The organism is Streptomyces sp. NPDC048352 (genome assembly GCF_040651895.1).
Lineage (GTDB): Bacteria > Actinomycetota > Actinomycetes > Streptomycetales > Streptomycetaceae > Streptomyces.
In genome coordinates, this window is sequence record NZ_JBEZKZ010000062.1 from 21,827 (window position 1) to 44,274 (window position 22,448).

Annotated in this window: 20 protein-coding genes; 15 read left to right on the plus strand and 5 right to left on the minus strand. The window is 72.1% G+C overall.

All coding sequences use genetic code 11. The features are described 5' to 3' along the window. Positions 1-12 precede the first annotated feature (12 nt). Together AB0D45_RS26180 and AB0D45_RS26185 are read right to left on the minus strand one after the other, a co-directional pair. On the minus strand, positions 13-837 hold the full coding sequence (locus tag AB0D45_RS26180; RefSeq protein WP_361604415.1) for a tyrosinase family protein: 825 nt from the start codon (positions 835-837) through the stop codon (positions 13-15). After that, positions 834-1,247 carry a tyrosinase family oxidase copper chaperone gene (locus AB0D45_RS26185; protein ID WP_362463268.1) on the minus strand — a complete coding sequence of 138 codons (414 nt, stop codon included), beginning with the start codon at positions 1,245-1,247 and terminating at the stop codon, positions 834-836. Before AB0D45_RS26185 ends, AB0D45_RS26180 begins: the two co-directional genes overlap by 4 nt. Before the next feature lie 224 nt (positions 1,248-1,471). On the opposite strand from AB0D45_RS26185, the gene AB0D45_RS26190 reads away from it, so the two are divergent. The 8 genes from AB0D45_RS26190 to AB0D45_RS26225 all read left to right on the plus strand — a co-directional run bounded on the left by AB0D45_RS26190 (position 1,472) and on the right by AB0D45_RS26225 (position 11,323). Continuing rightward, entirely contained in the window at positions 1,472-3,013 is a 1,542-nt protein-coding gene (locus tag AB0D45_RS26190; protein WP_362463306.1) for a N,N-dimethylformamidase beta subunit family domain-containing protein, read from the plus strand. Positions 3,014-3,090: 77 nt separating this feature from the next. Next, the gene (locus AB0D45_RS26195; protein ID WP_362463271.1) at positions 3,091-4,380 is read left to right on the plus strand and encodes an LCP family protein; all 1,290 of its coding nucleotides are present in this window, start codon (positions 3,091-3,093) and stop codon (positions 4,378-4,380) included. Positions 4,381-4,645: 265 nt separating this feature from the next. Next, positions 4,646-5,332, plus strand: coding sequence for a 2OG-Fe dioxygenase family protein (locus AB0D45_RS26200; RefSeq protein ID WP_361604424.1), 687 nt, complete (start codon positions 4,646-4,648; stop codon positions 5,330-5,332). 4 nt (positions 5,333-5,336) lie between these two features. Next, positions 5,337-6,173: a class I SAM-dependent methyltransferase gene (locus AB0D45_RS26205; protein ID WP_362463274.1), complete on the plus strand. Its 837-nt coding sequence runs from the start codon at positions 5,337-5,339 to the stop codon at positions 6,171-6,173. After that, complete coding sequence (locus AB0D45_RS26210) at positions 6,170-7,603, plus strand: hypothetical protein (RefSeq protein WP_362463276.1); 1,434 nt, start codon at positions 6,170-6,172, stop codon at positions 7,601-7,603. Before AB0D45_RS26205 ends, AB0D45_RS26210 begins: the two co-directional genes overlap by 4 nt. Beyond that, positions 7,603-8,916 (plus strand): MFS transporter, encoded by a 1,314-nt coding sequence (locus AB0D45_RS26215; protein WP_362463278.1) that lies wholly within the window; start codon positions 7,603-7,605, stop codon positions 8,914-8,916. The genes AB0D45_RS26210 and AB0D45_RS26215 overlap by 1 nt, the downstream gene beginning before the upstream one ends. Further along, a complete protein-coding gene (locus AB0D45_RS26220; protein ID WP_361609533.1) occupies positions 8,913-10,190 on the plus strand; it encodes an ATP-grasp domain-containing protein in 1,278 nt (425 codons plus the stop codon). The genes AB0D45_RS26215 and AB0D45_RS26220 overlap by 4 nt, the downstream gene beginning before the upstream one ends. Further along, positions 10,187-11,323 carry a GNAT family N-acetyltransferase gene (locus AB0D45_RS26225; RefSeq protein ID WP_362463280.1) on the plus strand — a complete coding sequence of 379 codons (1,137 nt, stop codon included), beginning with the start codon at positions 10,187-10,189 and terminating at the stop codon, positions 11,321-11,323. The genes AB0D45_RS26220 and AB0D45_RS26225 overlap by 4 nt, the downstream gene beginning before the upstream one ends. A gap of 54 nt (positions 11,324-11,377) precedes the next feature. On the opposite strand, the gene AB0D45_RS26230 is transcribed toward AB0D45_RS26225, so the two are convergent. Further along, positions 11,378-12,418 carry a vWA domain-containing protein gene (locus AB0D45_RS26230; RefSeq protein WP_361609529.1) on the minus strand — a complete coding sequence of 347 codons (1,041 nt, stop codon included), beginning with the start codon at positions 12,416-12,418 and terminating at the stop codon, positions 11,378-11,380. 248 nt (positions 12,419-12,666) lie between these two features. Between AB0D45_RS26230 and AB0D45_RS26235 the strand changes: the two genes are divergently transcribed. Then, on the plus strand, positions 12,667-13,566 hold the full coding sequence (locus AB0D45_RS26235) for a LysR family transcriptional regulator (protein ID WP_362463283.1): 900 nt from the start codon (positions 12,667-12,669) through the stop codon (positions 13,564-13,566). On the opposite strand, the gene AB0D45_RS26240 is transcribed toward AB0D45_RS26235, so the two are convergent. Continuing rightward, positions 13,547-14,773, minus strand: coding sequence for a beta-ketoacyl-ACP synthase II (locus AB0D45_RS26240; RefSeq protein ID WP_362463286.1), 1,227 nt, complete (start codon positions 14,771-14,773; stop codon positions 13,547-13,549). The two genes, AB0D45_RS26235 and AB0D45_RS26240, sit on opposite strands and share 20 nt — an antisense overlap. A gap of 292 nt (positions 14,774-15,065) precedes the next feature. Between AB0D45_RS26240 and AB0D45_RS26245 the strand changes: the two genes are divergently transcribed. Further along, the gene (locus AB0D45_RS26245; protein WP_362463289.1) at positions 15,066-15,596 is read left to right on the plus strand and encodes a DoxX family protein; all 531 of its coding nucleotides are present in this window, start codon (positions 15,066-15,068) and stop codon (positions 15,594-15,596) included. 45 nt (positions 15,597-15,641) lie between these two features. Here the strand turns inward: AB0D45_RS26245 and AB0D45_RS26250 are convergent, their stop codons facing one another. Beyond that, a complete protein-coding gene (locus AB0D45_RS26250) occupies positions 15,642-16,262 on the minus strand; it encodes a helix-turn-helix domain-containing protein (RefSeq protein ID WP_362463291.1) in 621 nt (206 codons plus the stop codon). Between the two features lie 200 nt (positions 16,263-16,462). On the opposite strand from AB0D45_RS26250, the gene AB0D45_RS26255 reads away from it, so the two are divergent. The 5 genes from AB0D45_RS26255 (at position 16,463) to AB0D45_RS26275 (ending at position 21,744) form a co-directional block, all read left to right on the plus strand. Then, positions 16,463-16,639 (plus strand): SDR family oxidoreductase, encoded by a 177-nt coding sequence (locus AB0D45_RS26255; RefSeq protein WP_362463294.1) that lies wholly within the window; start codon positions 16,463-16,465, stop codon positions 16,637-16,639. A gap of 58 nt (positions 16,640-16,697) precedes the next feature. Further along, positions 16,698-17,978 (plus strand): hypothetical protein, encoded by a 1,281-nt coding sequence (locus tag AB0D45_RS26260; protein ID WP_362463296.1) that lies wholly within the window; start codon positions 16,698-16,700, stop codon positions 17,976-17,978. A 30-nt stretch (positions 17,979-18,008) separates the two neighbouring features. Continuing rightward, complete coding sequence (locus AB0D45_RS26265) at positions 18,009-19,541, plus strand: MFS transporter (protein ID WP_362463299.1); 1,533 nt, start codon at positions 18,009-18,011, stop codon at positions 19,539-19,541. A 498-nt stretch (positions 19,542-20,039) separates the two neighbouring features. Continuing rightward, positions 20,040-20,297, plus strand: a complete 258-nt coding sequence (locus tag AB0D45_RS26270; protein ID WP_362463301.1) for a hypothetical protein — start codon at positions 20,040-20,042, stop codon at positions 20,295-20,297. A gap of 1,138 nt (positions 20,298-21,435) precedes the next feature. Then, positions 21,436-21,744 (plus strand): hypothetical protein, encoded by a 309-nt coding sequence (locus AB0D45_RS26275; protein ID WP_362463303.1) that lies wholly within the window; start codon positions 21,436-21,438, stop codon positions 21,742-21,744. Positions 21,745-22,448: the final 704 nt, after the last annotated feature.

Here is a 22,448-nt window from a genome sequence, read left to right on the forward strand (position 1 = left end):
CCGGCCCCGGCCTCACGGCTTGTCGAAGGTGTAGAAGCGCCGGTGGTCGAGCATGTCGGCCGGCGTCACGTTGTTCCACGGCGGCAGCGGGGCGTGCAGGTCGATCACGTTGGGCGTCCGCCCGGCGGGCTGGTAGCCGGCCTTCGGGTTGCGGGCCTGCCAGTCGGCCCACAGCTTGTCGACGAAGGCGTGGTGCAGCCAGAACACCGGGTCGTTGGGGGAGGCCGCGCTGGTCATGTGGCCGCCCACCCACACGTGGACCCGGTTGTGCAGGTTGACCCCGCGCCAGCCCTCCAGGTGGTTGCGGAACCCGCTCGAGGAGCTGTTCCAGGGAGCGGTGTCGTAGACCGGCACGGCAAGCACGGAGTCCACCTCGGCCCTCGTCGGCAGCTGCGGCGTCCCCGACCCCAGCCCGCGCCGCAGGTAGTCCCGCCGGTCCACCCCCACCGTGATGGGCCACCTGCGTCCCGTGGAGGAGAAGGGCCCGTCCAGCACCTGCCCGTCCCGGCCCCGGCTGGTACCGCCCATGAAGTCGGCGGCCCACAGGGAGGACTGGGGCGTGCGGTCGACGGTCCAGTCCCAGTACGGCAGCGTGACGCTGCGGTCCACCCGCTGGAGCGCCGCCTCGAAGTCCAGCAGGAACCGCCGGTGCCAGGGCAGGAACGACGGCGTGCGGTGCCCGATCCGGTTGCCGAAGTCGGAGTCGTTCATCAGGTAGTAGTTGTGGGCGTTGACGTAGCGGTCGTAGACGCCCGTCCGCTTCAGCTCCAGCACCGCGTTGACGAAGGCGCGCTTCTCGTCGGGGGTCAGGGCCGCCTGGTTCTTGCGCACGGTCACAGCTGGACCTCCTTCGCGACGAACGGGGCCAGCTCGGCGCCCTGGAGCTCGCGGATGGCGGCCCGGGCGGCCGAAAGGGGGTCCGGGAAGCTCTCGTAGTGGTTGACGACGGTGACCCAGCTGCCGTCGGCGTTGCCCATCAGGTGCAGCTCCTTGCCGTCGATCCTGATGGTCGGGACCCCGACACCGTGGTGCCCGCCGGGCCCCAGCGTGATCTGGATGCGGCGCCCCTCGTACACCTCGTCGATGGTGCCGGTGGGTATGGAGACGGGTGCTCCGGACACCTTGGGCGCCCCGGACGCCCCTGCCGCCGGGGCGGGAGCCGACGAGGACGAGCAGGCGGTCAGCCCCACGGCGGCGGCCGCCCCGGCACCGATGCCCAGAGCCTGTCGGCGAGTGATCTTCTTCATGGCCTGAAGAAGTACCAGAAGGCCGGAACCCGCCGATCAGTGCCCTTTGCATCAAGATCTGCGACCGCCCCGCCCACGCCGAGGCGAACTCCCCCGGCCCGCCCCCCGCAATGGCTGGGCGCCCCGCGACGGCGGCCCGCGCCACGCCGGGCCTCCACAACCGGCCAGGCGCGTCCTGCCGGGCCGCGGCCGGGCGGTGGGCTACAACGGAGGGCGTGCACGACATGCAGGGGCGGCCCGGACGCCGGCTGATCCTCGGCCTTGCCGCCGCCGCGATCACCACCCGGACCGGCCCGGCCGCCCGTGCGGCGACCGGCGCCGACGGCCCCGTACGCCGTACGCCGGCGGCCGGCGGCCTGGACGTGGCGGCGGAGAACGCCCGGCCCGGCTCCCCGGACTGGCGGATCACCCGCGCCGGACCGGCGCGCGCCGTCGAGGGCTTCGCCGAACGGGCCGCCGTCCGCCCCGGAGAACCGCTGGGGCTGCGGGTGTCGACGACCTCCGCCTCCTACACCGTCTCCGCCTACCGGATGGGCTGGTACCGGGGGGCCAGGGCCCGCCTGGTGTGGCGCTCCGCCCCGCTGCCCGGCGTCCTCCAGCCGCCCGCCGCCACGGACCCCGCCACCCGGATGGCCCGCGCCGACTGGCACCGCACGGCGGAACTGGACACCTCCGGCTGGCCGGAGGGCAGCTACCTGCTGCGCCTGGACACCACCGACGGGCGCGCCCAGCGGTACGTGCCCGTGACCCTCCGCTCCTCCTCCACGGCCGGCCGCACCGTCCTGGTGAACGCGGTGGCCACCTGGCAGGCGTACAACCGGTGGGGCGGCGCTGACCTGTACAAGGGCCGGACGGGCAAGAAGGCCTCGCGGTCCCTCCAGGTCTCCTTCGACCGCCCCTACTCCGGCCGCCACGGAGCCGGCCAGTTCCTCGTCTACGAAGCCCCCCTGGTCGCCCTCGCCGAGGAACTGGGCCTGCCCCTGGCCTACGCGACCGGCGTCGACCTGGCACGCGAGCCCGCACTGCTGCACGGGGCGGCCGCCGTCGTCTCCCCGGGCCACGACGAGTACTGGAGCCCCGAGCAGCGCCACCACGTGACCCTGGCCCGCGACGCGGGCACCAACCTCGCCGTGCTCGGCGCCAACTGCTGCTACCGGCGGATCCGCCTGGAGGCCTCCCCGGCCGGCCCGGACCGCGTCGTCGTCTGCTACAAGGACGACTACGCCGAGGACCCCGGCTACCGGCGCGGATCCCCGCCCACCCACGACTTCCGGCGCGCGCCCGCCCGCGACCCCGAGAGCTCGCTGCTCGGCGTCATCTACGACGGCTATCCCGTCGACGCCCCCTACGTGGTGACCCACCCCGGACACTGGCTCCTGGAGGGCACCGGCGCCCGGGCCGGCGACGCCTTCGCGCACCTGGTGGGCGTCGAGTACGACCGGGTGAACCCGGCCCACCCGACACCGCGCCCCATCGAGGTCCTCGCCCACTCGCCGGTGGTCCGCAAGGGCCGCGCCTCGTACGCCGACACCGCCTACCTGTCGCTGCCCGGCGGGGCGGCCGTCTTCGCGACGGGCACCATGCGCTGGGTCGAGGCCCTCGACGCGGGCGGACCCGCCGGCCGCCGGGGCAACCACGGCCTGGACGCCCGCGCCGCCCACTTCACCCGCACCGTCACCGCCAACGTCCTGCGCGCGTTCGCCCGCGGCCCGGCCGGGCGGGCCAGGCCCGCCCGGGACAATCTGGCCGCCCACTACGGCGCGTAGCCCCGCCCGTCCCCGGCGGGCGCAGTACCGTCCCTTCCGCGGCTTCCGCCACCACCTCACACGTCAGGGGATGCGCGTTGCGTCGACTCACCGTTGCCCTCACGCTGCTGGCCACCCTCGCCGCGGGCGCCCACACCGGCTCCCGGGCCCTGTCCGCCGAACGCGACACCGCGGGCGGCCGCGGCACGAACGTCCTCGTCGTCGGCGTCGACAGCCGCGCGGGCCTGAGCGCCGCCGAGAAGCGCCGCCTGCACGTCGGCGGCAAGGGATGCAACTGCACCGACGTGATGATGCTCGTGCACCTCTCCGAGGACGGGCGCCGCGCGAGCGTCGTCTCCATCCCCCGGGACTCCTACGTCCAGTACCCCCTCCCCGGCCCGCCCCGCTTCGGGAAGATCAACGGTGCGTACGCGATCGGCGCCGGGCCCCTGACCGTCCGCACCGTCGAACAGGTCACCGGCCTCCACGTCGACCACTACCTGGAGACCGGGTTCACCGGCTTCGAGCAGACCGTCGACAACCTCGGCGGCGCGACCGTCTGCACGGACAAGCCGCTCCTGGACGAAGGCTCCGGCCTCGACATCACCGCGGGCGTCCACCACACCGACGGCAACCAGACCCTGCGCTACGTCCGCGCCCGGCACGTCAACCGGCCCGGAGACCTCGGCCGCGTCCGCCGCCAGCAGCGCACCGTCAACGAACTGCTGGCCCGCCTCTCCGCCGAGGGCGCCCTCGCCGACCCGCTCCGCGCGGCCCGCACCGCCCGCACCCTCCTGAAGACCGTGCGCCCCGGCCCCGCGACGGGGCTGGACGACCTCGTCCGCATCGGCTGGACCCTCGGCCGGCTGCGCGCCGAGCGCACGGAGTTCGCCACCGTCCCCATCCGCGTCTTCGACCACCGCGTCCCCGGCGTGGGCTCCACCCTGCTCTGGCACGAGGCCCGTTCCGCCGCCCTGTGGAAGGCCCTCGCCGAAGACCGCCCCCTCACGGGCGACCCCCGCATCCAGCCCGTCCCCGAGAACCCCGCCGAGACCAACCCGGCCGGCATCCGGGTCCGCGTCGACGACCCCGCCGTCGCCGAGGCCCTCGCCCGGGGCGGCTTCCAGGCCACCGCGCAGCCGGCGCCCGCCGTACGCCCCGGGGGCCCGCCCGTCATCACGTACGCCCCCGGCGGGGAAGCGGACGCGGCGACCCTGGCGGCGGCCCTCCCCGGCGCCCGCCTGCGCCCCGCCCCCGACCACGACAAGGCCTTCGACGTCACCGTCGGCACCGACCCGGTCCACGTCAAAGAGGTCACCTACGACCGCAACAAGGCCGAGGGCGCCCCGGTCACCGCCGACACCCTCCGCTGCCCGCCCGCCCCCTGAGCACCTGAAGGACCGTCGTTTTCCGGCCATGACGGATGGTAAGATCCAGGCCATTGCCATGCCGTGGCCGAGGTCGAGCGCGTACCGGAACGCACCTCCCTATACCGGCGAACACCCCCGCTGTCCATTCGACAACCTGTCGAGTTCAACCGCCGTTCATGCCAAGATCAAGATCTTGTAGGTGTGCGCTACACCTGCCTAGCCTGCGCAACGTTGCTTCCAAGCCCGGAACACACCATCCGGGCTGCTGACGTTGGAGGTTCAGATGGGTCTTGGCGACCAGGGCTTCGCTGTCATAGACACTCCGCCGCTGGACGAGCACAGTCTGGCCGAGTTCGAGAAACTGCCGCTCGACCCGTACACCGGATCGACGCAGCGCTACCGCCGCTTCTCCCAGTTCCGTCTCTTCCACGACGGCCGGTGGACGCTGGAACTGCTGCCGCACCGTCACTTCGCCCAGCCGCGCCAGTACAACGACCTCGTCGGCGGCCAGATGCGCACGCTGGAGCCGTTGACCACCGACCCCACACCGCTCATCGAGGCCGGAGCCGAAGCCCTGGGCCTCGACAAGGACACGGTCTGGCAGCTCAACATCCACCAGTGCAGGGTCGTCTCCACCCCGCAGGTCGAGGGCGTCGCCGCACCCGAGGGGCCGCACCGCGACGGCCACCAGTACGGCATCGTCGCCGTCACCCGCCGCCACAACATCTCCGGCGGCGAGACCCAGCTCATGCCCCTGGGCGGCGGCGAGCCCTTCTTCCGCACCACGTTGCAGGACGGCCAGGCCATCGTCTTCGACGACCGCCTGATGTTCCACCACGTCACCGACATCGAGCACCTCACCGACGAGGGCGGCTACCGGGACGTGTGGCTCGTGGCCGTGAACACCTGGGACAACCGGCGCTACGGCGAGGAGTACGAAGCCGAGGTCCGAGCGAGCAACGAGGTCTGAGCCCATGTCCCTTCCCGTGCCCCCCACCCCGCCGGCCACGGCCGCCGAAGGCCCGGTCCCCGCCGGCCAGGCACCCGTCTACGACCGGATAGGCGTCGGCTACTCCTCCGTACGCCGCCCCGACCACCGCTGGGCCGCCCAGATCGAGGCCTCCCTCGGCAACGCCCTCACCGTGCTCAACCTGGGCGCCGGAACCGGCGCCTACGAACCCGCCGGCCGCCGCCTCGTCGCGGTCGAACCGTCCCTGCGGATGCGGGCGCAGCGCGGACCGCAGGCCGCGCCGTGCGTCGTCGCGAGCGCCGAGCGGCTGCCCTTCGACGACCAGAGCTTCGACGCCGTCATGGCCGTCCTGACCGTGCACCACTGGTCCGACCTGGAAGCCGGCATCGCCGAACTCCAGCGCGTCGCCCGGAGGTTCTCCATCGTCACCTACGACATGGAGGTGCAGAAGGACTTCTGGTTCACCCGCGACTACGTCCCGGAGATCGCCGAGGCGGAATGCTCCCGCGTCCCCTCCATCGAGCGGCTCACCAAGCTCCTCGGCCCCTGTGAGGTCACGGAGATGCCCGTCTGGCACGACTTCACCGACGGGTTCATGACCGCCTTCTGGCGCCGCCCCGAGGCCTACCTCGACCCCGCCACGCGCAGGGCCTGCTCCGCCTTCGCGCTGACCGACGAACGGGCCGTCACCCGCGGCGTCGAACGCCTGCGCGCGGACCTCGCCTCCGGCGACTGGCACCGCCGCTACGCCGACCTGAGCACCCGCGACCACATCGACGCCGGCTTCCGCCTGCTCACCGGTGCCTCCGCGTACACCGCCCGGCCGGAGGCGTCCGCATGAGCCGCCCACGGCCCGACGCCGGCCCGCGGGCAGGCACGGAAGCGGGCACGGAGACAGCCACGGAGACCGGCACGGAAGCCGGCACGGAAGCCGGCTGGGACCCCGTACGGCTGGCCGAGGTCGCCCAGCGGCACGGCACCCCCGTGCACGTGCTCGACGCCCAGCGCCTGGACCGCGCGGCCGAGCACCTGCTGGACGTGCTCGGCGGGCTCGGCAGGCCGGCCCGCGCCTACTACTCGGTGAAGACCAACTACCTGCCCTACCTCATGAGGCGGCTGGCCGCCCGCGGCCTGGGCGCCGACGTCGTCTCGGGCTACGAGCTGGAGGCCGCGCTGGCCGCCGGCTTCGACCCCGCCGCCATGGTGTTCAACGGCCCGGTCAAGACCGACGCCGAACTGGCCACCGCGGTACGCCACGGCGTACGGGTCAACATCGACGGCGAGCAGGAGATCGAGGCACTGGAGGCGATCGCCGCCCGCACCGGGCAGCGCGTCGAGGTCGGCGTCCGCATCTCCCCGGGCCTGCCGGTCTCCACCTCCACCGACCCCTCCTACCGGGCCCAGGCCGAACGGGCCGCCGCCCGCACCCGCTTCGGCTGGCCCGCCGGCTCCCCGCAGCTCGCCTCGCTGGTGGACCGGATCGCCGCATCGCCCCACCTGGCCCTGCGCGCCGTCCACGCCCACCTCAGCAGCCAGATCGTGCACGAGGACCTCATGCTGCGGGCGCTGGAACGCGTCCTGGACGAGGCAGCCGCCCTGCACCACAGGTTCGGCCTGAGCGAGGTGAACATCGGCGGCGGCTTCGGCGTCCCCGGCATCCGGCGCCCCCGCGTCGGCCCGCAGGGCGCGCTGGCGGCGCTGCGCGGAGAGAGCGCCGTACCGGACGAGGAACCCTTCCTCGACATCGCCCGGCTGCTGAAGGAACTGGACGGGCAGATGCAGCGGCGCGGCCTCGACGGGGTGGCGCTCGCCTGCGAGCCCGGCCGCTGGCTGGTCTCGGACGTCATGGCCATGGTCACGCGGGTGATGTCGCGCAAGGAACTGCCCGAGGCCCGCTGGCTGATCCTCGACGCGGGCAACAACGTCGCCCCGTGGAACGGAACCGGCGAGGTCCACCGTCTGACGCCGATCGGCAGGCCGTACGCGGCCGAGCACAGCACCTGGTCGGTGGCCGGGCCGCTCTGCTACGAGAACGACGTGCACGCCGCCGCCACCGAGCTGCCGGACGACCTGCGGCCCGGGGACCTGCTGTGCCTCCACGACACGGGGGCCTACTCGCTCGGCCGCAGCAACAACTTCATCCGCACCCGGGCCGCCGTCGTAGCCCTCGACGCGGACGCCGAGGAGCTGGTCTGGCGCGCCGAGACCGGAGCGGACGTGTTCGCCCTCGCCGACCCGCGCACGCCGGACCCCGCACCCGGGACCCCGTAATGATCAAGGCCTACCTGGAGCTCCTGAGGCTTCCGGGCGCGAGCGCGGCGGCGGTGCCCGCCGCGCTCGCGCGGCTGGCCGGAACCATGGTCCCGCTCGCCCTGCTGCTCAGCTGCGTCCAGTCCGGGCGCAGCCTCGCGGTCGGCGCGGGCGCCGGCGCGGCCTACGCCGTCGGCAGCGCGGTCGGAGGGCCCTTCACCGGGCGGCTGATGGACCGGTCCGGCCCGAGCACCGTCCTGCGCGTCTCGGGGCCCGTCGCCGGCCTGACCCTGGCGTCGGCCGCCCTGTGGGCCGGATCGGCGCCGACCGCGGTGGCGCTGGCGGCGGCGTGCGCGGCCGGGCTGGCCACCGCGCCCGTCGGCGCGTCCATGCGGGCCCTGTGGCCGGCCCTCACCGACGACGCGGCCCTGCGGCAGCGGGCCTACTCCTTCGAGGCGACCCTCAGCGAACTGCTGTTCATCCTCGGCCCGACGGCCGTCACCGTCCTCGCCACCCTTGCCGGCGCCCGCGGGGCACTGCTGGCGACCGCGGTCCTGCTGGGGGCCGGAGGGCTGGGCTACGGGCAGGCACCCGCCGTACGCGGCCGCGGCCGGCGGCCCGCACCCGCCGCCGCGGCAGCGGACCCCACCGGGCGGGACCCGGGGCCGGTCCGCGCCGCGGCCCTGTCCGTCCTGGTGGCGATCGCCCTGACGGCGGCGCTGTCCAGCGGGCTCGTGGTCGCCGTCACCGCGTCCCTGCGGGACCAGGGCTCCGCGCCCGAACTCGCCGGCACCCTCGTCGCGCTCCAGTCGGCCGGCAGCGTCGCCGGCGGACTGCTCTACGGGGCCCGCACCTTCGGGGGCACGACGTACCACCGCTACCTGCGGCTGCTGATCGTCCTCACCCTGGCCCTGGCGGCCCTGCCGACCGTACGGCTGGCCCTGGACGCAGGGCTGCCGGCCACCTGGGCGCTGGTGCTGCTGGGCGTCCTGCTCGTGCTCAGCGGCCTCCCGATGGCCCCGGCCGGGGCGGAGGAGTTCCAGCTCATCGGGGAGATGACCGCCCAGGGGCGGGCCACCCAGGCCTTCGCCGGGGTCGGCAGCTTCATCGCCCTCGGCGGTGCGGCGGGCTCGGCCGCGACGGGCCTGATCGCGGACCGGCTGGGCCCGGGCGCGGCGCTGTGCATGCCCGCCGCCTTCACCCTGGCCGCCCTCCTGCTGAGCCTGGCAGCCCGCCGGCCGATCACCCGGGCCGTGTCCCCGGCCCCTTCCCCCGCCCCCGCGGCGGGCCCCACCCCGGTCCCAGCCCCCGAACCTGGAGAAAACCAGACATGAACACCGCACCCGGCGTGATCGCCGTCGTCGAGAGCCAGCTGTCGAACTTCGGCCTCACCCCGCTGCGCGCGGCCCACGAACTCGGCCTCCACACCGTCCTGGTGAGCAACGACCCGGACCGCTACCGGGTGGTCGGGATCGCCGAGGAGGTCTTCTCCCGGCACATCGACGAGATCGTCCGGACCGACACCAACTCGGCCGACGCCGTCGCCGAAGCCTTGCTGCCCTTCCATGAACAGGGCCTGCTGCGGGGCGTGATGACCGTCACCGACTACAACATCCCCATCGTCGCCGAGGTGGCCGCGCGGTTCGGCCTCCCCGGCCTGTCCCCGCAGGCCGCCCGCACCTGCCGGGACAAGCTGCTGATGCGCCGCGCCTGCGAAGGGGCCGGCGTCGCGGTACCCGGCTTCCACCAGGCCACCAGCGACGAGGACGCGCTGGCCGCCGCCGAACGGTTCGGCTACCCCTGCGTGGTGAAGCCCATGACCGAATCAGCCAGCATCGGCGTCACCCTGTGCCGCACACCGGACGAGGTCCTCGCCGCCTACCGCGACATCAGCTCCTCCCCGACCGACTTCCGCGGGCAGCCCAGGCGCCCCGGAGCACTCGTGGAGGAGTACCTCCTCGGCTTCGAGGTCAGCGTCGAATCCGTCCTCGTGGACGGCGAGCGCCGGTTCCTCGGAGTGACGGACAAGGCGCTCGGCGCCCACCCGCACTTCGTGGAGATGGGCGACACCTTCCCCTCGATGCTGTCGGCGCCGGTGCGGGCGCAGTGCACCGAGCTGGCCCGCCGGGCACTGGAAGCGGTCGGCCACGACTTCGGCGCCGCGCACGTCGAGGTCAAGATGACCGACAAGGGCCCCTACGTCGTCGAGGTCAACGGCCGGATGCCCGGCGCGGAGATCACCCAGCTCATCCGCGAGGCGACCGGGATCTACCTCCAGCGCGAGGTCGTCCGGCTGCACACCGGCGCCGCCGCCGACCTCACCGCGACCCACGACCGCGCCGCCGCCTCCCGCTACCTCTCCGCCCGCCAGGCCGGCACCCTCACCGAGATCGGCGGCGCCGACCTGGCCCGCCGCGTGCCGGGCGTCGTGGACGTCGACCTGGAGGTCCACCCGGGCGACCCCGTACGGCCCGCCGAGAGCAACCTCGACCTGCTGGGCTACGTCGTGGCCGTCGGCGACACCACCGGCGACGCCGTCCGCCGGGCCGAGGCCGCCCTGGGCCAGCTCACCCCCGTGATCGCCCCCGCGGCGGGCGGCGAACGGTGACCGCCGCCCCCGGGCCCCGCGTACGCGTCCACCGCGCCCTGCGGGACGCCGACCCGCAGCACTGGGACACCCTCCTCGGCCCCCGCGGCTTCTACGCCGCCACCCCCTGGCTGCGGCACGCCGAGGCCACCGCCGCCACCGCCCCCTACTACCTCACGGCCCACGAGGGCGACGGCCCCGCCACCGGGGTCCTGCCCGCGTACCCCCTGGACCACGACACCCCGTACGTCTTCTGCAGCCCCGCCCGGGTCGTCGACTCCATCCACCGCACGGCGACCGGCGAGGAGGCGCCCTGGACCGCCGGCCTGCTGCCCGCCCTCGCCTGCGGAGGCCGCAACCCCTCCCACACCAAGGCCGGCACCGCCCCCGGCCCCGACGCCGGACACGCCACCCTCACCGCCCTCGTGCAGCGGGCCGAAGAGGAGGCCTGGGCCGCCGGGCTGCGGGCCGTGTCCTTCCTCTACGTCGACGAGGACGACGACCCGCTGCGCGCCGTGCTGGCCGAACGCGGCTACACGGCGCTGCCGGGCCAGACGGCGTACTCCCTGCCCGTCCCCGAGGACGGCTGCTTCGCCACCTACCTCGCCCGCTTCGAACCGTCACGCCGTACGAAGATCAAGCGCGAACTGCGTGCCCTGAGCGAGGCCGGCGTCACCTACCGGACACAGCCGCTCACCCCCGCCCTCATCGAACAGCTCGCCCCCCTCGAGCTCGCGCTCTACACCAAGTACGGCACCCCCGCCAACGCGGACGCCTTCACCGCGGTCCTGCACAGCGTCGCCCGCCACGCGGGCGACGCCGCCCGCGTCACCACCGCCCACCTCGACGGACACCTGACCGGTTTCGCCCTCACCTTCACCCATCAGGGCGAGATGTACGCCCGCCAAGCCGGGTTCGACTACGAAGCCCAGGGCAAACTGCCCCTCTACTTCGGGCTGGTCTACTACGAACTCCTGCGCACCGCGATGACCGAGGGGCTCTCGCACATCCACTACTCCACGGGCTCCGACCGGGCGAAGCTGCTGCGCGGGTGCACGCCGCGCCGCCAGATCGCCTACGTCAAGGCCCGCCACCCCCAGGAGGCCGAGCCGCTCGCCCGCCTCGCCGCCCTGCACCCGGCAGTTCCCGCCTGACGCCCCCGGCGGCCCCACCCCTCCCGGGGCCGCCCCCCGGCACCTCACCCCGTGTCAGACCATCAGCAGCAGCCGCGTGTGCGGAACGAGCTTCCGGTTCACGCTGGTGCTCTGCACGAATATCGTGAAGTCGTCGTTGTGGTCGGGCTTCACGCGGGCCTCCGCATTCGGCAGGCCGAGCAGCGCCCGGGCCTCCGGCCCCGTGTACACCCGGTCCGTCTTCTTCTCCAGCACCGCTATCTTCTTCTGCGCCTGGATCTTTTCCGACTTGCTCAGCTGGTAATACGCACAACCGGTGCGGTACGTGTGCCCGCATTCGACGACCCATTCCCGGATGCCCGCTTCCCGGCCCACCGGAATCAGCTGGTACTCCGAAGGCTTCACCGGCGTGAGACCGGCCGCCTCGATGGTTTCCTTGTTGACCGCTTCCGCACCCGTGGAGAACACCGCCCGCGATCCCCGGATGCCCTTGGTGCGGCCCACCATGAAATTCTCGGTGGCCTGCCGGATCACCTGTCCGGCCTCCTCCAGGCCCTGCGTGCTCGTGGCGTCCCAGATGGCGATGTTGTCCCTCGGGAAACCGCACTGCATCGCCTCGCGCTTGCCCATCTGGTCCGGCACGAGGACGGCCAGCGTCCAGTTGTCCGCCTGCGTCGCGATCATCGTGGACACGGCCTGCACCAGCTCACGCGGGTCCTTGGCCGGCGCATCGGAGCACCGGTGGCTCGCGTTCTCCTGACCGTCGGTCAGCACGAACGTCAGGAAGCTGTGGTCGCCGTACAGCTGCGCCGTCTGCGCCAGCTCCCGCTGCGACTTCAGCGTGGCCGCCAGCAGGGCCGTCATCCCCCCGACCCGGTACAACTGCTTCAGGGACGGCATGCGCAGCACGTCCTTGTCGTAGATGACGCATTCCACCTGGTTGGAGAACACGTACACCGTGACACGGGTTTCCTGGTCCAGTTCCTTCGACCGGCGCGCCAGATACGCGATCTGCTGATCGGCGACCTCGACGACCTTGCCGTTCAGATGCGACATGGACGAACTGGCATCCAGCACAAGAGCAACGTGATTGATGTAGTTCTGGTTACCGGACATGGCCGCTCCCCCTTTTTCCGACTCGATGCTCCTACCTTCCCACCCACCACTGACAATCGACGTCCGGAGCCGCAGGGGGGTGCTGCGGCGGTGGTCGGCACCCGTCCGGCGGCCACGTCCGGTTCCGGAACCGGACGTGGCCACCGGACAGGGTTGCCGCCTGGGCCCGCCGAAATCCTCCCGCCCTCCCCGACCTCGCGTCAATCCTGGGGTTTCCTTGCCAACACCCAAGCGATAGCTTGGGTGTTGTGACTCTGGACGACCTCCGCGTGTTCGTGGCCGTATGCCGGGCCGGCAACCTCAGCGCCGTGGCGCGGGAACTGGGCCGCACGCAGTCCGCGGTGAGCCAGCACGTGAAGCGCCTCGAACGCGAAACAGCCGTCACCCTGCTGGAACGCCGGCCCCGCGGCGTCGCGCCCACCGAAGCCGGCCGCATCCTCTACGAGGCCGCCGCCGACGGCATCACCGGCCTGGACCAGGCGCTGCGCCGCCTCGGCGACCTCGCGCGCGGCGAGGGCGGATCCGTACGCATCGGCACCGGCGGCGTGACCGTCCGCCACTTCATGGCCGAAGCCATCGCCGCCTTCCGCCGCCGGCACCCCGCGGTCAGCCTGGAGTTCCGCACCGAGACCTCCAGCCGCCGCTGCTTCGACGCCCTCCTGGCCGGCACCCTCGACCTGGCCTGGATCACCATCGGCGCCCCCGTCCCCGGCATCGAACAACGCCCCGTGGTCGACCTGCCCTGGGTCCTGGCCGTACGCGCGGACGACCCGCTGGCGGCCCGCCCGGCCATCGACCCCGCCGACCTGACGGACGCCCGCCTCGTCCGCCTGCCCCCCAACTCCCTCTCCGGAGCACGCCTGGACGCGGCCTTCACCGACCTGGGCGTCCGGGTCGGCTCCGACACCAGCGTGGCCGACTGGGACACCGCACTCCTGCTCGCCGAACTCGGCCTGGGCCACGCCGTCGTACCGGCCGTCCCGAGCCTGCGCACCACCCCCGACGGCCCCCTGCGCCTGGTCCCCGTACCCGCCCTCCCACCCCTGCCGGTCGGCTGGGCCGTCCGCCGCTGGGACGCCCTCGCCCCCCTGGCCCGCGCCTTCGCCGACACCGTCGGCGAGCAGACCCTCAGTCACCTCCCCGGGTGAACACCAGCGAGGCGTTGTGCCCGCCGAAGCCGAACGAGTTGGTCAACGCCGCGCCGAACGCGCCCCGCCGCGGCCGTCCCGCCACGACATCGAGCTTCACCCGCGGATCCAGCTCGTCGAGGTTCGCCGTCGCGGGAACGACCTGATCGCGCAGCGCCAGGATCGAGGCCAGGGCGCCCATGGCACCGGCCGCACCGAAGAGGTGCCCGGTCATCGACTTGGTCGCCGTGACCACCGGATGCACCCCGACGGCCTCGGCGATCGACTCGGCCTCGGTGAGGTCACCCGCGGGGGTCGAGGTCGCGTGGGCGTGCACGTGCTGCACGTCGAGCGGGGACAGCCCGGCCGCCGACAGGGCGAGACGCATCGCGCGCACCTGCCCGTCCGCATGGGCGGCGGTGATGTGGTGCGCGTCGGAGGTGACCCCGGCGCCGGCCAGCACCGCGTGCGCCCGCGCGCCCCGGGCGGCGGCGAAACCGGCCCGCTCCAGGACCACCAGCGCCGACCCCTCCCCGATGACGAAACCGTCCCGGCCCACGTCGAACGGCCTGGACGCCTCCCGCGGCGCCTCGTTACGGGTGGAATGCGCCCTGGCCTGCGCGAACCCCGCCAGCGGCAGGGGGTGGATGCACGCCTCCGCCCCGCCCGCGACGACCACGTCCGCACGCCCCAGGCGGATCAGGTCCAGGCCCAGCGCGATCGCCTCGGCACCCGAAGCACACGCGCTGACCGGCGTGTGCGCCCCGCCCCGGGCACCCAGTTCGATGCTGACCCAGGCCGCCGGCCCGTTCGCCATCAGCATCGGCACGGTGTGCGGTGAGACCTTGCGGACCCCCGACGCCTCCAGGACGTCGTCCTGCCCGAGCATGCTCAGCGCGCCGCCCGCGCCCGTGCCGATCACCACGGCCAGGCGCTCCGGCTCGACCGCCGGCCTCCCCGCATCGGCCCACGCCTCACGGGCCGCAACCAGAGCGACCTGCTCGCACCGGTCCAGCCGCCGGGCCTGCACCCGGTCGATGACCTCGCCCGGCTCGACCCGCAGCCGCCCGGCGATCCGCACCGGCAGCCGCTCCGCCCACTCCTCCTCGATCGCGCTGATCCCGGACTCACCGGCCAGCAGCCCGGCCCACGTCGAGGAAACGTTTCCGCCGAGCGGCGTCGTGGCACCCAGCCCCGTCACCACGACCTCCGTCGCACCCGTGTCCATCGCACAACCCCCTTTGTCCAGACGACACATTCCCGCCCACTCACTGCCGGCAGGAGATGATCAAGCCATTCCCCAATGTGCCAGGGTAGTTACGCGTCATCAGGTGCCGCGATCGACGGAGTCCACCACCGCATCTTTGGAGGAAATCCACAAAAGCCTCCCCGTGTCCGCCGGGCCGCCCCCGCCGTTCCATGGGTCCGTTCGGCGGACGTACCCCTCGGCGCGAGGCGTCACCGCCCGAAAGGGATACGGATGTTCCCGGTACCCGCACCGCCGTCACAGGGAGACTCCGATGAGCTGCATCAACCGACGCGACCTCGCACTGCTGGCCCTCCGCGCCGGAACCGGGGCCGTCCTCATGGCGCACGGCACGCAGAAGCTGTTCGGCTGGTTCGGCGGCGGCGGCCTGGACAAGACCGCGGCCGCGATGGAACACATGGGCTTCACCCCCGGCCGGCACAGCGCCCTGGCCGCGGGCCTCGGCGAGACCGGCGGCGGCGCCCTCCTCGTCCTGGGCCTGGCCACCCCGGCCGCAGGCGCCGCGGCGGCGGGCGCCATGGCCGGCGCCGTATCCGTCCACGCCCCCGCCGGGTTCTTCGCCCAGGCCGGCGGATACGAGTACCCGGCCTTCCTCGGCTTCACCGCGGCCGCCATCGGCCTCGCCGGAGCGGGCCGCTACTCCCTCGACCACGCCACGGGCCACACCTTCGACCAGCGCTGGATGCTCGCCCTGGCCTTCTCCACGAGCGCCCTGGCGGCAGCCGCAGTAGTCACCAAGCGCGCCCAGTCCCAACAGCCCGCATCCGACGAGACGCCCGCCTGACGGGAGTGCGGTCTGCCCGACCCCCATGAAGGGCCTCAGGCTGGATCAAGCCATATCAGCGTCGGAGCCGAGGCGCTTGACGAGATCGAACGCGGAGCGCCGGATCGTGACCAGCGAGCTGATGGTGCGGTCGCCCGTTTGGCGCCAACGGCTCTGCGCGATGCGCCAAGAGGCGAGGAAGACGCCGACCTGCATGTGGGTGACCAGGCTGTCGCGCGTGCCGTTCGCGATGACCCGGTCCAGGAGGGTGAGCTCCATCTCGACACAGTGGTCAAAGCTGTGCTTGGCCAGTGTCAGGCTGCCGGCCGCGAGGTCGAGAGACGCGGCGAAGTCGTCAGCCCACTGCTCTCCCGCAGTGGAGAGCACGTGCTCCAGGGGGCCGTTGAGGTCCGCCATGGTCGACGCCTCGGCGGGCAGCTCCTCCAAGTAGCGGTCCCACAGTTCGACTTCGGGGGCGAGGAACACCGCTTGCTTCTCCGGGAAGTACCGGAAGAACGTGCTGGTGCCCACCCGCGCGTGGTGACAGATCTGAGCCACGGTGGTCGCGTCGTAACCGGACGACGCGGCGAGTTCGCGAGCAGAGCGCACAATCTGCTGCCTGACCTCGGCTTTCTTGATGTCGCGCAGCGACTCTGCTTGGCGCTTCTGGGGGGGTTTGTTCTCCATGAAGCGGACGGTAGCAGCATCCGACTGGATTTAGCCCCCACTAAGGAGTCACTCCCGTCTGGGGGTGTAACCCTTGTGGAAGTCACCCCCACTTGGGAGTGAGTCCGCTTTCGGGAGGGCGTTCGGGGCACCGTCACATCTCAATCACCGGGGCCCGCACCACCCCCAACGCCGTCCTCCCCGGCCTGATCGAGACCGAGATGATCGCCGGCCTGAAGGACCGCAGGCGCGAGCAGGTGGTCTCCCAGACCCCGCTGCGCCGGACCGGTACGCCCGAGGAGGTCGCCGCCCTCGTCGGCTTCCTGGTGTCCGAGGAGGCCGCGTTCATCACCGGGGCCTCCCTACCCATCGGGGGCGGCATCGGGATGGGCCTGTGACCCGCCCGCCCCGCCCGCGGCCACCGCGGAATCCCGAACCCACCGAAAGGCATCACCCATGACGGATGCAGTCCAGACGACCTCGTCCTACCCGTGGCGCGAGGAGTACGTGACCCTTCCGGTGCCGGACCGGAACGGCACGGACGCCTCGATCGGCCTGCTGAAGATCGGCGACCCCGCCGCCTCGACCGTCGTGCTGTTCCTCGGCGGCAAGGAAGGCGCGGCCGCCGGCTTCACCAGCCTCGGCCGGACCGTTGCCGCGGTCGCGCCCGGAGTGCAGTTCTGGGCGATGGACCGGCGAGAGGTGTTCCTCACCGACACCTCCCGGACCGACGCACCGCTCGACCAGGCCCTCGCCTACTACCTCGAAGGCCGCTACCGGCGCCCTGACCCGGCACACTTCGCCGAGTACGCCGAATGGGGCCTGCAGGTCCTCGTCGACGACATCCGGGTGGCGATCGCGGCAGCCGCCGAAGGCGGACGCAAGGTCCTGCTCGGCGGCCACTCCGTGGGCGCCGCCGAGGTCGTGCACTACGCGTCCTGGGACTTCGATGGAGTCGGCGGCCACCGGAGCATCGACGGCCTGGTCCTGGTCGACGGAGGCGCGCTCAACGCCTTCCGCGGCGCCGGCATGGAATTCGGCATCGACCTCGACACGGCGCGCGGCTGGCTGGGCGGCATCCGCACGGGCGGGGTGTTCGAGACCGACAGCTCCACCTCGGCCACCCTCGGCTTCGACGGACCGCCGGAGACCGCCGCGCTCTTCTACAAACTGGCCGCCAGGGCACTCCTGGAACAGCCCACCGCCCTCTCACCGCTGGCCGCCCACCTGCCCGCGCGTTACCCCGTACCGGCCTCGGCGACCAACCACGAAGTGTTCGCCGCCCTGGTCAACCTCGGCAACGCCAAGGCCGGCTACGGCGTGACGGCCGGGCACTTCGACGGCGGCAGCTGGGTGCAGGACGGACCGACCCGGCTCGGTACCGTCGCCCACGCCCACTCCCTCGGCGCGGGTGCGTTCCAGTGGTACACCCTCAACCGCACGCTGCTCGACCTCATCGCCGCGGACTCGCTGGAGCAGAGCGGGACCACCGAGCTGCTCGGCCTGCGGGGCCTGCACACCGCGCGGATCGACGTCCCGGTACTGGCCTACGCCTCCGCGTTCACCAACGGCTCCTCGCTCGACTCCGCGAAGGAACTCACCCGGCTGTCGGCCATCAGCCGTCTCGAACTCGTCGAGGACAAGGCACTGAGCCACCACGACGTCCTCTTCGCCGACCTGCCCGCCAACTCGCTCGTACGCGCCATCGCCTCGTTCGCGGGCTCCCTCGCCGCGTAAGACCAGAACTCACAGACAGGGGTCCCACAAGTGACCAGCACGGAGTCCGTCCTCCCCACGGGCGCCGACGACACCCCGGCGCACCGCGGGCCGTCCTGGCCGGTGCTCGCGGTGGCCGCGGTGGCGGTCGTCATCGTCCCCCTCGGCGTCAGCGGCACACCGCTGCTGCTACCCGCGATCGGCACCGACCTCGGTGGTGGCCTCGCCCCCCTCCAATGGGTGGTCAACGCCTACAACGTGGCTGCGGCGAGCACCATGCTCGCGACGGGCGTACTCGCCGACCAGTACGGCAGGCGCCGGATCTTCCGCCTGGGAGCCGGCATGTACCTGGTCTCCCTGCTGGCCACCATCCTGGCCCAGGACACCCTGGTGATCGACGTGGCCAGGGCCGCCGCCGGGATCGGCGCCGGCGCCATCGTGACGTCGATGACGGCCATCGTCGCGAACGCCTTCGACGGCCCGGCCCGGGCCAAGGCCTTCGGACTGGTCGGAGTGGTCATCGGCGCCGGGCTCGCACTCGGCCCCACCATCAGCGGCGTGATCGCGCAACTCCTCGACTGGCGAGCGGTGTTCGGCTTCCACGCCGTCATCGTGGCGGTGGGGCTGCTCGGCTCCCTCCGGCTGCCCGAGTCGCGCAACCGCAAGGGCAGCCGGTTCGACTTTCCGGGCGCGGGCCTGTTCACCGTCGCTCTCCTGCTGCTGACGATCGGCACGATCGAGGGCCCGCAGTCCGGGTGGGCGGGCGCGCGCACGATCGCCCTGTTCGCAGGCGCGGCACTGGCCTTCGTCCTGTTCGTCGTCCACGAGCGACGCACGCGCAACCCGATGTTCGAACTGAGCCTCTTCTCGAACCGGCAGTTCCTGACCGTGAACCTCGTCAACATCGAGTTCGCGTTCGGATTCATCGGCCTGCTCCTGCTGCTGCCCGCCTTCCTCTTCAGCGTCGGCGGACTGGGCAACGGGGCGGCCGGTCTGCGGATCCTGCTGCTCACCGTTCCGATCTTCCTGGTGCCGATGGTGTCCGGCAGGCTGAGCGCCGCGGGAATGCCCCTCCGGCTGATCCTGGCCGGCGGCCTCACACTCATCGGCGCCGGCGCGTTCGGCCTGACCTTCGCCGAGGGCGACAGCCCCCTGTGGGTGCTGGCGCTCCCCCTGATCGTCACCGGAGCCGGTGTCGGCGTGCTCAACGGAGTCATGGACGGTGCCGCCGTCGGCTCCGTGCCGAACACCTCAGCGGGGATGGCAGCGGGGATGTTCAACACCATCCGGCTCGCCGCGGAATCCCTCGCCTCCGTGGTCGTCGTCGCCCTGGTCGCCTCCTTCGTCCACACGCGGCTCGCGCAAACCCCTCTGCCCTCGGACCTGAACGCCGCCACCGCGGCTGACGAACTGGCTTCGGGCGACGTCAAGCACCTCTTCGCCCAGTACCCGGACCAGGCCCACACCCTGGCGTCGGTCCACGCCTCCGCGTTCCACCAGGTGATGTGGATCTCGGTGGTCCTCGCCGCGGTATCGGTTGCCGCCGTACTGCTCCTGCTCCGCAGGCAGGACAGCCCCCGATGACCGCCGCCAGGCAATGGCCCCTCACCGCGGTGGACACGGTCGAGGCGACGTAACCATGGCTGCATGCGCGACCGCCAGTGCGGCGCGTGCCACGCGCAGCCGCTCCCGACAGTCCGTCCTGTGCCGGTCAGGCCGACCCTGGAAAGGGAATGGGCGGGCGACTGCGGGGGAGGCTGCGGGGGGATGGTGGTCGGGCCGCGGGTGGAGCTGATGCTGGTGCAGGCTGCGGAGCGGCTGCCGGGGCTGGCTGTGCTGTGGTCGGGGTGGCCTTTGAGTAGAGGTTCGGCGGGTACCGGGTGCTGCTGTTCACCGGGGCGGGCCCGGGTGGTCGGGTGCTGTTCCGGACTCGGCGGGGGTCTTGGTGCTGGATTGTTGGTCGGACCTGGGTGGCGGCGGCCGGGGAGCGGTTGCTGCTCTGCCTGGTGCTCGATGGGGAGCTGCTGGTGTGGGATGCGGAAGCAGGCTGGGCTGTCGTTCGAGGTGTTGTAGCGCCGCGCCGTGGCCGGCGGCCGCAGCGCCGCCGGCCTGGCCGCGTGGTGGCTGGCCTGCGTCGTGGCGTTGGATGTCTTGCAGCGGGACGGGGTGGAGCTGTTGACGCGCCGTATTCGCAGCGGCGCGCGGCTGCTGGAGGAAGTGTTCAGCACCCGCGCTCTGGCGGCGCCGTGGTCGCTGTGCCCGATGACGGTGGACCTGGCCGCGGGGCGTGGGTGGCTGGAGTGTTGGACGGAACAACTGAAACGGTCATCGGCGCGATGAAGGGCATCCTGGCCTGCCTGCCTGCCTGCCTGCCTGCCTGCCTGCCTGCCTGCCTGCCTGCCTGCCTGCGGCTGCTTGTCCTCGTAGCGCCGTGACGTGGTGGGCCGTCTGTGCTTCGTCGGCCGTACGGTCGCGCTGTGCCCGGATTAGGGCCGCCGGGTTGCGGTGCACCTGCCCCGCTGGCTCCGGGCGCTTTTGAGAGGGAGCCGGGGGCGTTGCTATGTGGGGTGGTCGCGACGTGCTGGATGGTTTATCCGGAGCTGGTGGTCGAGGTCAGTGCCGACCGGGTTATCGGACTACGGCGGAGTTTTCCGCCATGGTGGGCTTCAAGCGCCTGTGCCTGCCTGTGGCTGTGCCTGTGCCTGTGCGTGGATGTGACGGGGCAGATGTGCCGCGCTTTGATCGCGGCCCGTCTGCCGCGGCCGGCTGACGTCGGGCCGGTGTGGGCGGGGCGTTCTGTAGGTAGTGCCTGGTGGCTTGTGGGCGCCCTGGGCGGGCACTATCGGGGATCCAGGTTGGTCGAGTGGTTAGCTGTTGGCCTGGTCTATGCCGGGCTTGACCTGCTGGGCTTGGCTGACCATGTCCTGTGTGATGGTTCCGCTTATGCCGCCGCTGATGACGCCGTTGGCAAGGTCACTGATGGGCTGAACGAGGGGGCCGAACATGTCGGGGTGAGGTTGGGCATGAGGAGTGTCCTTTTGGCTGTCCTGGTATGTGCGTTCTCGGATGAGGTGACGTGGTCCTTCTCTCTGGCCCTGTCCCGTGTCTCGGCTGTCTCGACGGGCGGTGTGCCAAGGCCACTCGGACGTGGGTGGTGGGTGTTCTGTTCGGCCTTGGTGATGGTGGGGCAGGGGGTGCCCTGATGTGGACGGGCCGACGAAAGGCTGCTGGGGGGGCGTACGGGTTTAGGCGGTCGGCGGCCTTGCGTTGTGGGGCGGGCACGCAGTCAGTCCAGATTGTATCTGTCACTCATTTTGAAGCACTCGCCTTTTGAGGCGTCTGGGTCTGGTTGTGGGTGGGTGTGGTCAGGGGAGTGGAGGGGTCGGTCTGCGCGTGCGGGATGGCATGGTGCGGGTTCTTTATGAAGAGTTGGGGTAGCTGACGGGGGCTGGTGTTTCGTTCTGTGTGAGGAGTTGCTGTGACCAGCTTCGTCATTACGGTCCCCGGTACGTTTGTGTCGGGTGTTGCTGATGCCGTGCGCTGTGTCGTGGAGCGGGAGTTGGCGTCACGGCATACGGAGGTCAGTGAGAATGAGGGGTTGCGTCTGTTGACCGTGAATGATGACGGGACTTTCTCCGTCCGGCTTGAGGTTGAGGCTCCGGACAGGTACGAGGCGGAGCTCGATGCGATGGGGATCGTGACGGCTGCGTTGAAGGAGGCGGGCATCTCAGAGTCTGATGCTCCGCTTGGCCCGCCGGCCGTGACTGGTATCGATAGCGGATTGTGATTCCCCCGTTGAGCGAAGCGAAATCTACGGGTGGCAGGCCGACCGCATCGAACGGATCAGCCAGCAGCTTGGGCCCGCTTGCGGGCCCTCGATCTGGAGGTGAAGGCGGAACGGCGGGGGCTGTGTGCTGGCCGCACCATGGGGTACCGGCAAGGACATGACAGCACTGATGACCTCCGTCTTCCTACTCGCGCAAGACAGCCGGCCCGATGGCCCCCCGTGGTTTAAATGGGCATTCCTCGCGGTATGGGCCGTCCTCGTTGCCTGGGTGCTCTACAGATGCCATCGGAAGGGCTACTTCAGAAAACAACGCTGAACCTTGGTCTGGAACGGGCGTGAGCCCCGGTTTCGACAGAGGTAGCCGACCCCCGGGTCGTGGTGCGCTGCCGGCCCCGCGGAGCGGGCTGGGCTGGTCCTGGAGGCGGAGCCGGAAGGACCGGGGTGGGGGAGCGGAGCGGACCCACCCAACGGGCAGAAGACCGGGACCCCGCGAAACGGGGTCACCCAAGCCTGCGAAGCAGGCAGTTCAGGGTGGAGCGCAGCGGAACCCTGAACAGTCCGCAGCGCAGCGAAGGACCCCGCCCCGAAGGGGCAGCCCTGGCTCGGCGAAGCCGAGCCCCACCGAGCGCAGCGAGGCGGTCCACTGTCCCGGAGCGAAGCGGAGGGACAGGCGCCGAAGGCGCCCCGGCCGAGCGCAGCGAGGC

Excerpts from the sequence above, each read along its gene's own strand:
- AB0D45_RS26185 (WP_362463268.1), bottom strand. The coding sequence starts at position 1,247 with ATGAAGAAGATCACTCGCCGACAGGCTCTGGGCATCGGTGCCGGGGCG.
- AB0D45_RS26190 (WP_362463306.1), top strand. The coding sequence starts at position 1,472 with ATGCAGGGGCGGCCCGGACGCCGGCTGATCCTCGGCCTTGCCGCCGCC.
- AB0D45_RS26200 (WP_361604424.1), top strand. The coding sequence starts at position 4,646 with ATGGGTCTTGGCGACCAGGGCTTCGCTGTCATAGACACTCCGCCGCTG.
- AB0D45_RS26205 (WP_362463274.1), top strand. The coding sequence starts at position 5,337 with ATGTCCCTTCCCGTGCCCCCCACCCCGCCGGCCACGGCCGCCGAAGGC.
- AB0D45_RS26210 (WP_362463276.1), top strand. The coding sequence starts at position 6,170 with ATGAGCCGCCCACGGCCCGACGCCGGCCCGCGGGCAGGCACGGAAGCG.
- AB0D45_RS26215 (WP_362463278.1), top strand. The coding sequence starts at position 7,603 with ATGATCAAGGCCTACCTGGAGCTCCTGAGGCTTCCGGGCGCGAGCGCG.
- AB0D45_RS26220 (WP_361609533.1), top strand. The coding sequence starts at position 8,913 with ATGAACACCGCACCCGGCGTGATCGCCGTCGTCGAGAGCCAGCTGTCG.
- AB0D45_RS26230 (WP_361609529.1), bottom strand. The coding sequence starts at position 12,418 with ATGTCCGGTAACCAGAACTACATCAATCACGTTGCTCTTGTGCTGGAT.
- AB0D45_RS26240 (WP_362463286.1), bottom strand. The coding sequence starts at position 14,773 with ATGGACACGGGTGCGACGGAGGTCGTGGTGACGGGGCTGGGTGCCACG.
- AB0D45_RS26245 (WP_362463289.1), top strand. The coding sequence starts at position 15,066 with ATGAGCTGCATCAACCGACGCGACCTCGCACTGCTGGCCCTCCGCGCC.
- AB0D45_RS26250 (WP_362463291.1), bottom strand. The coding sequence starts at position 16,262 with ATGGAGAACAAACCCCCCCAGAAGCGCCAAGCAGAGTCGCTGCGCGAC.
- AB0D45_RS26255 (WP_362463294.1), top strand. The coding sequence starts at position 16,463 with ATGATCGCCGGCCTGAAGGACCGCAGGCGCGAGCAGGTGGTCTCCCAG.
- AB0D45_RS26260 (WP_362463296.1), top strand. The coding sequence starts at position 16,698 with ATGACGGATGCAGTCCAGACGACCTCGTCCTACCCGTGGCGCGAGGAG.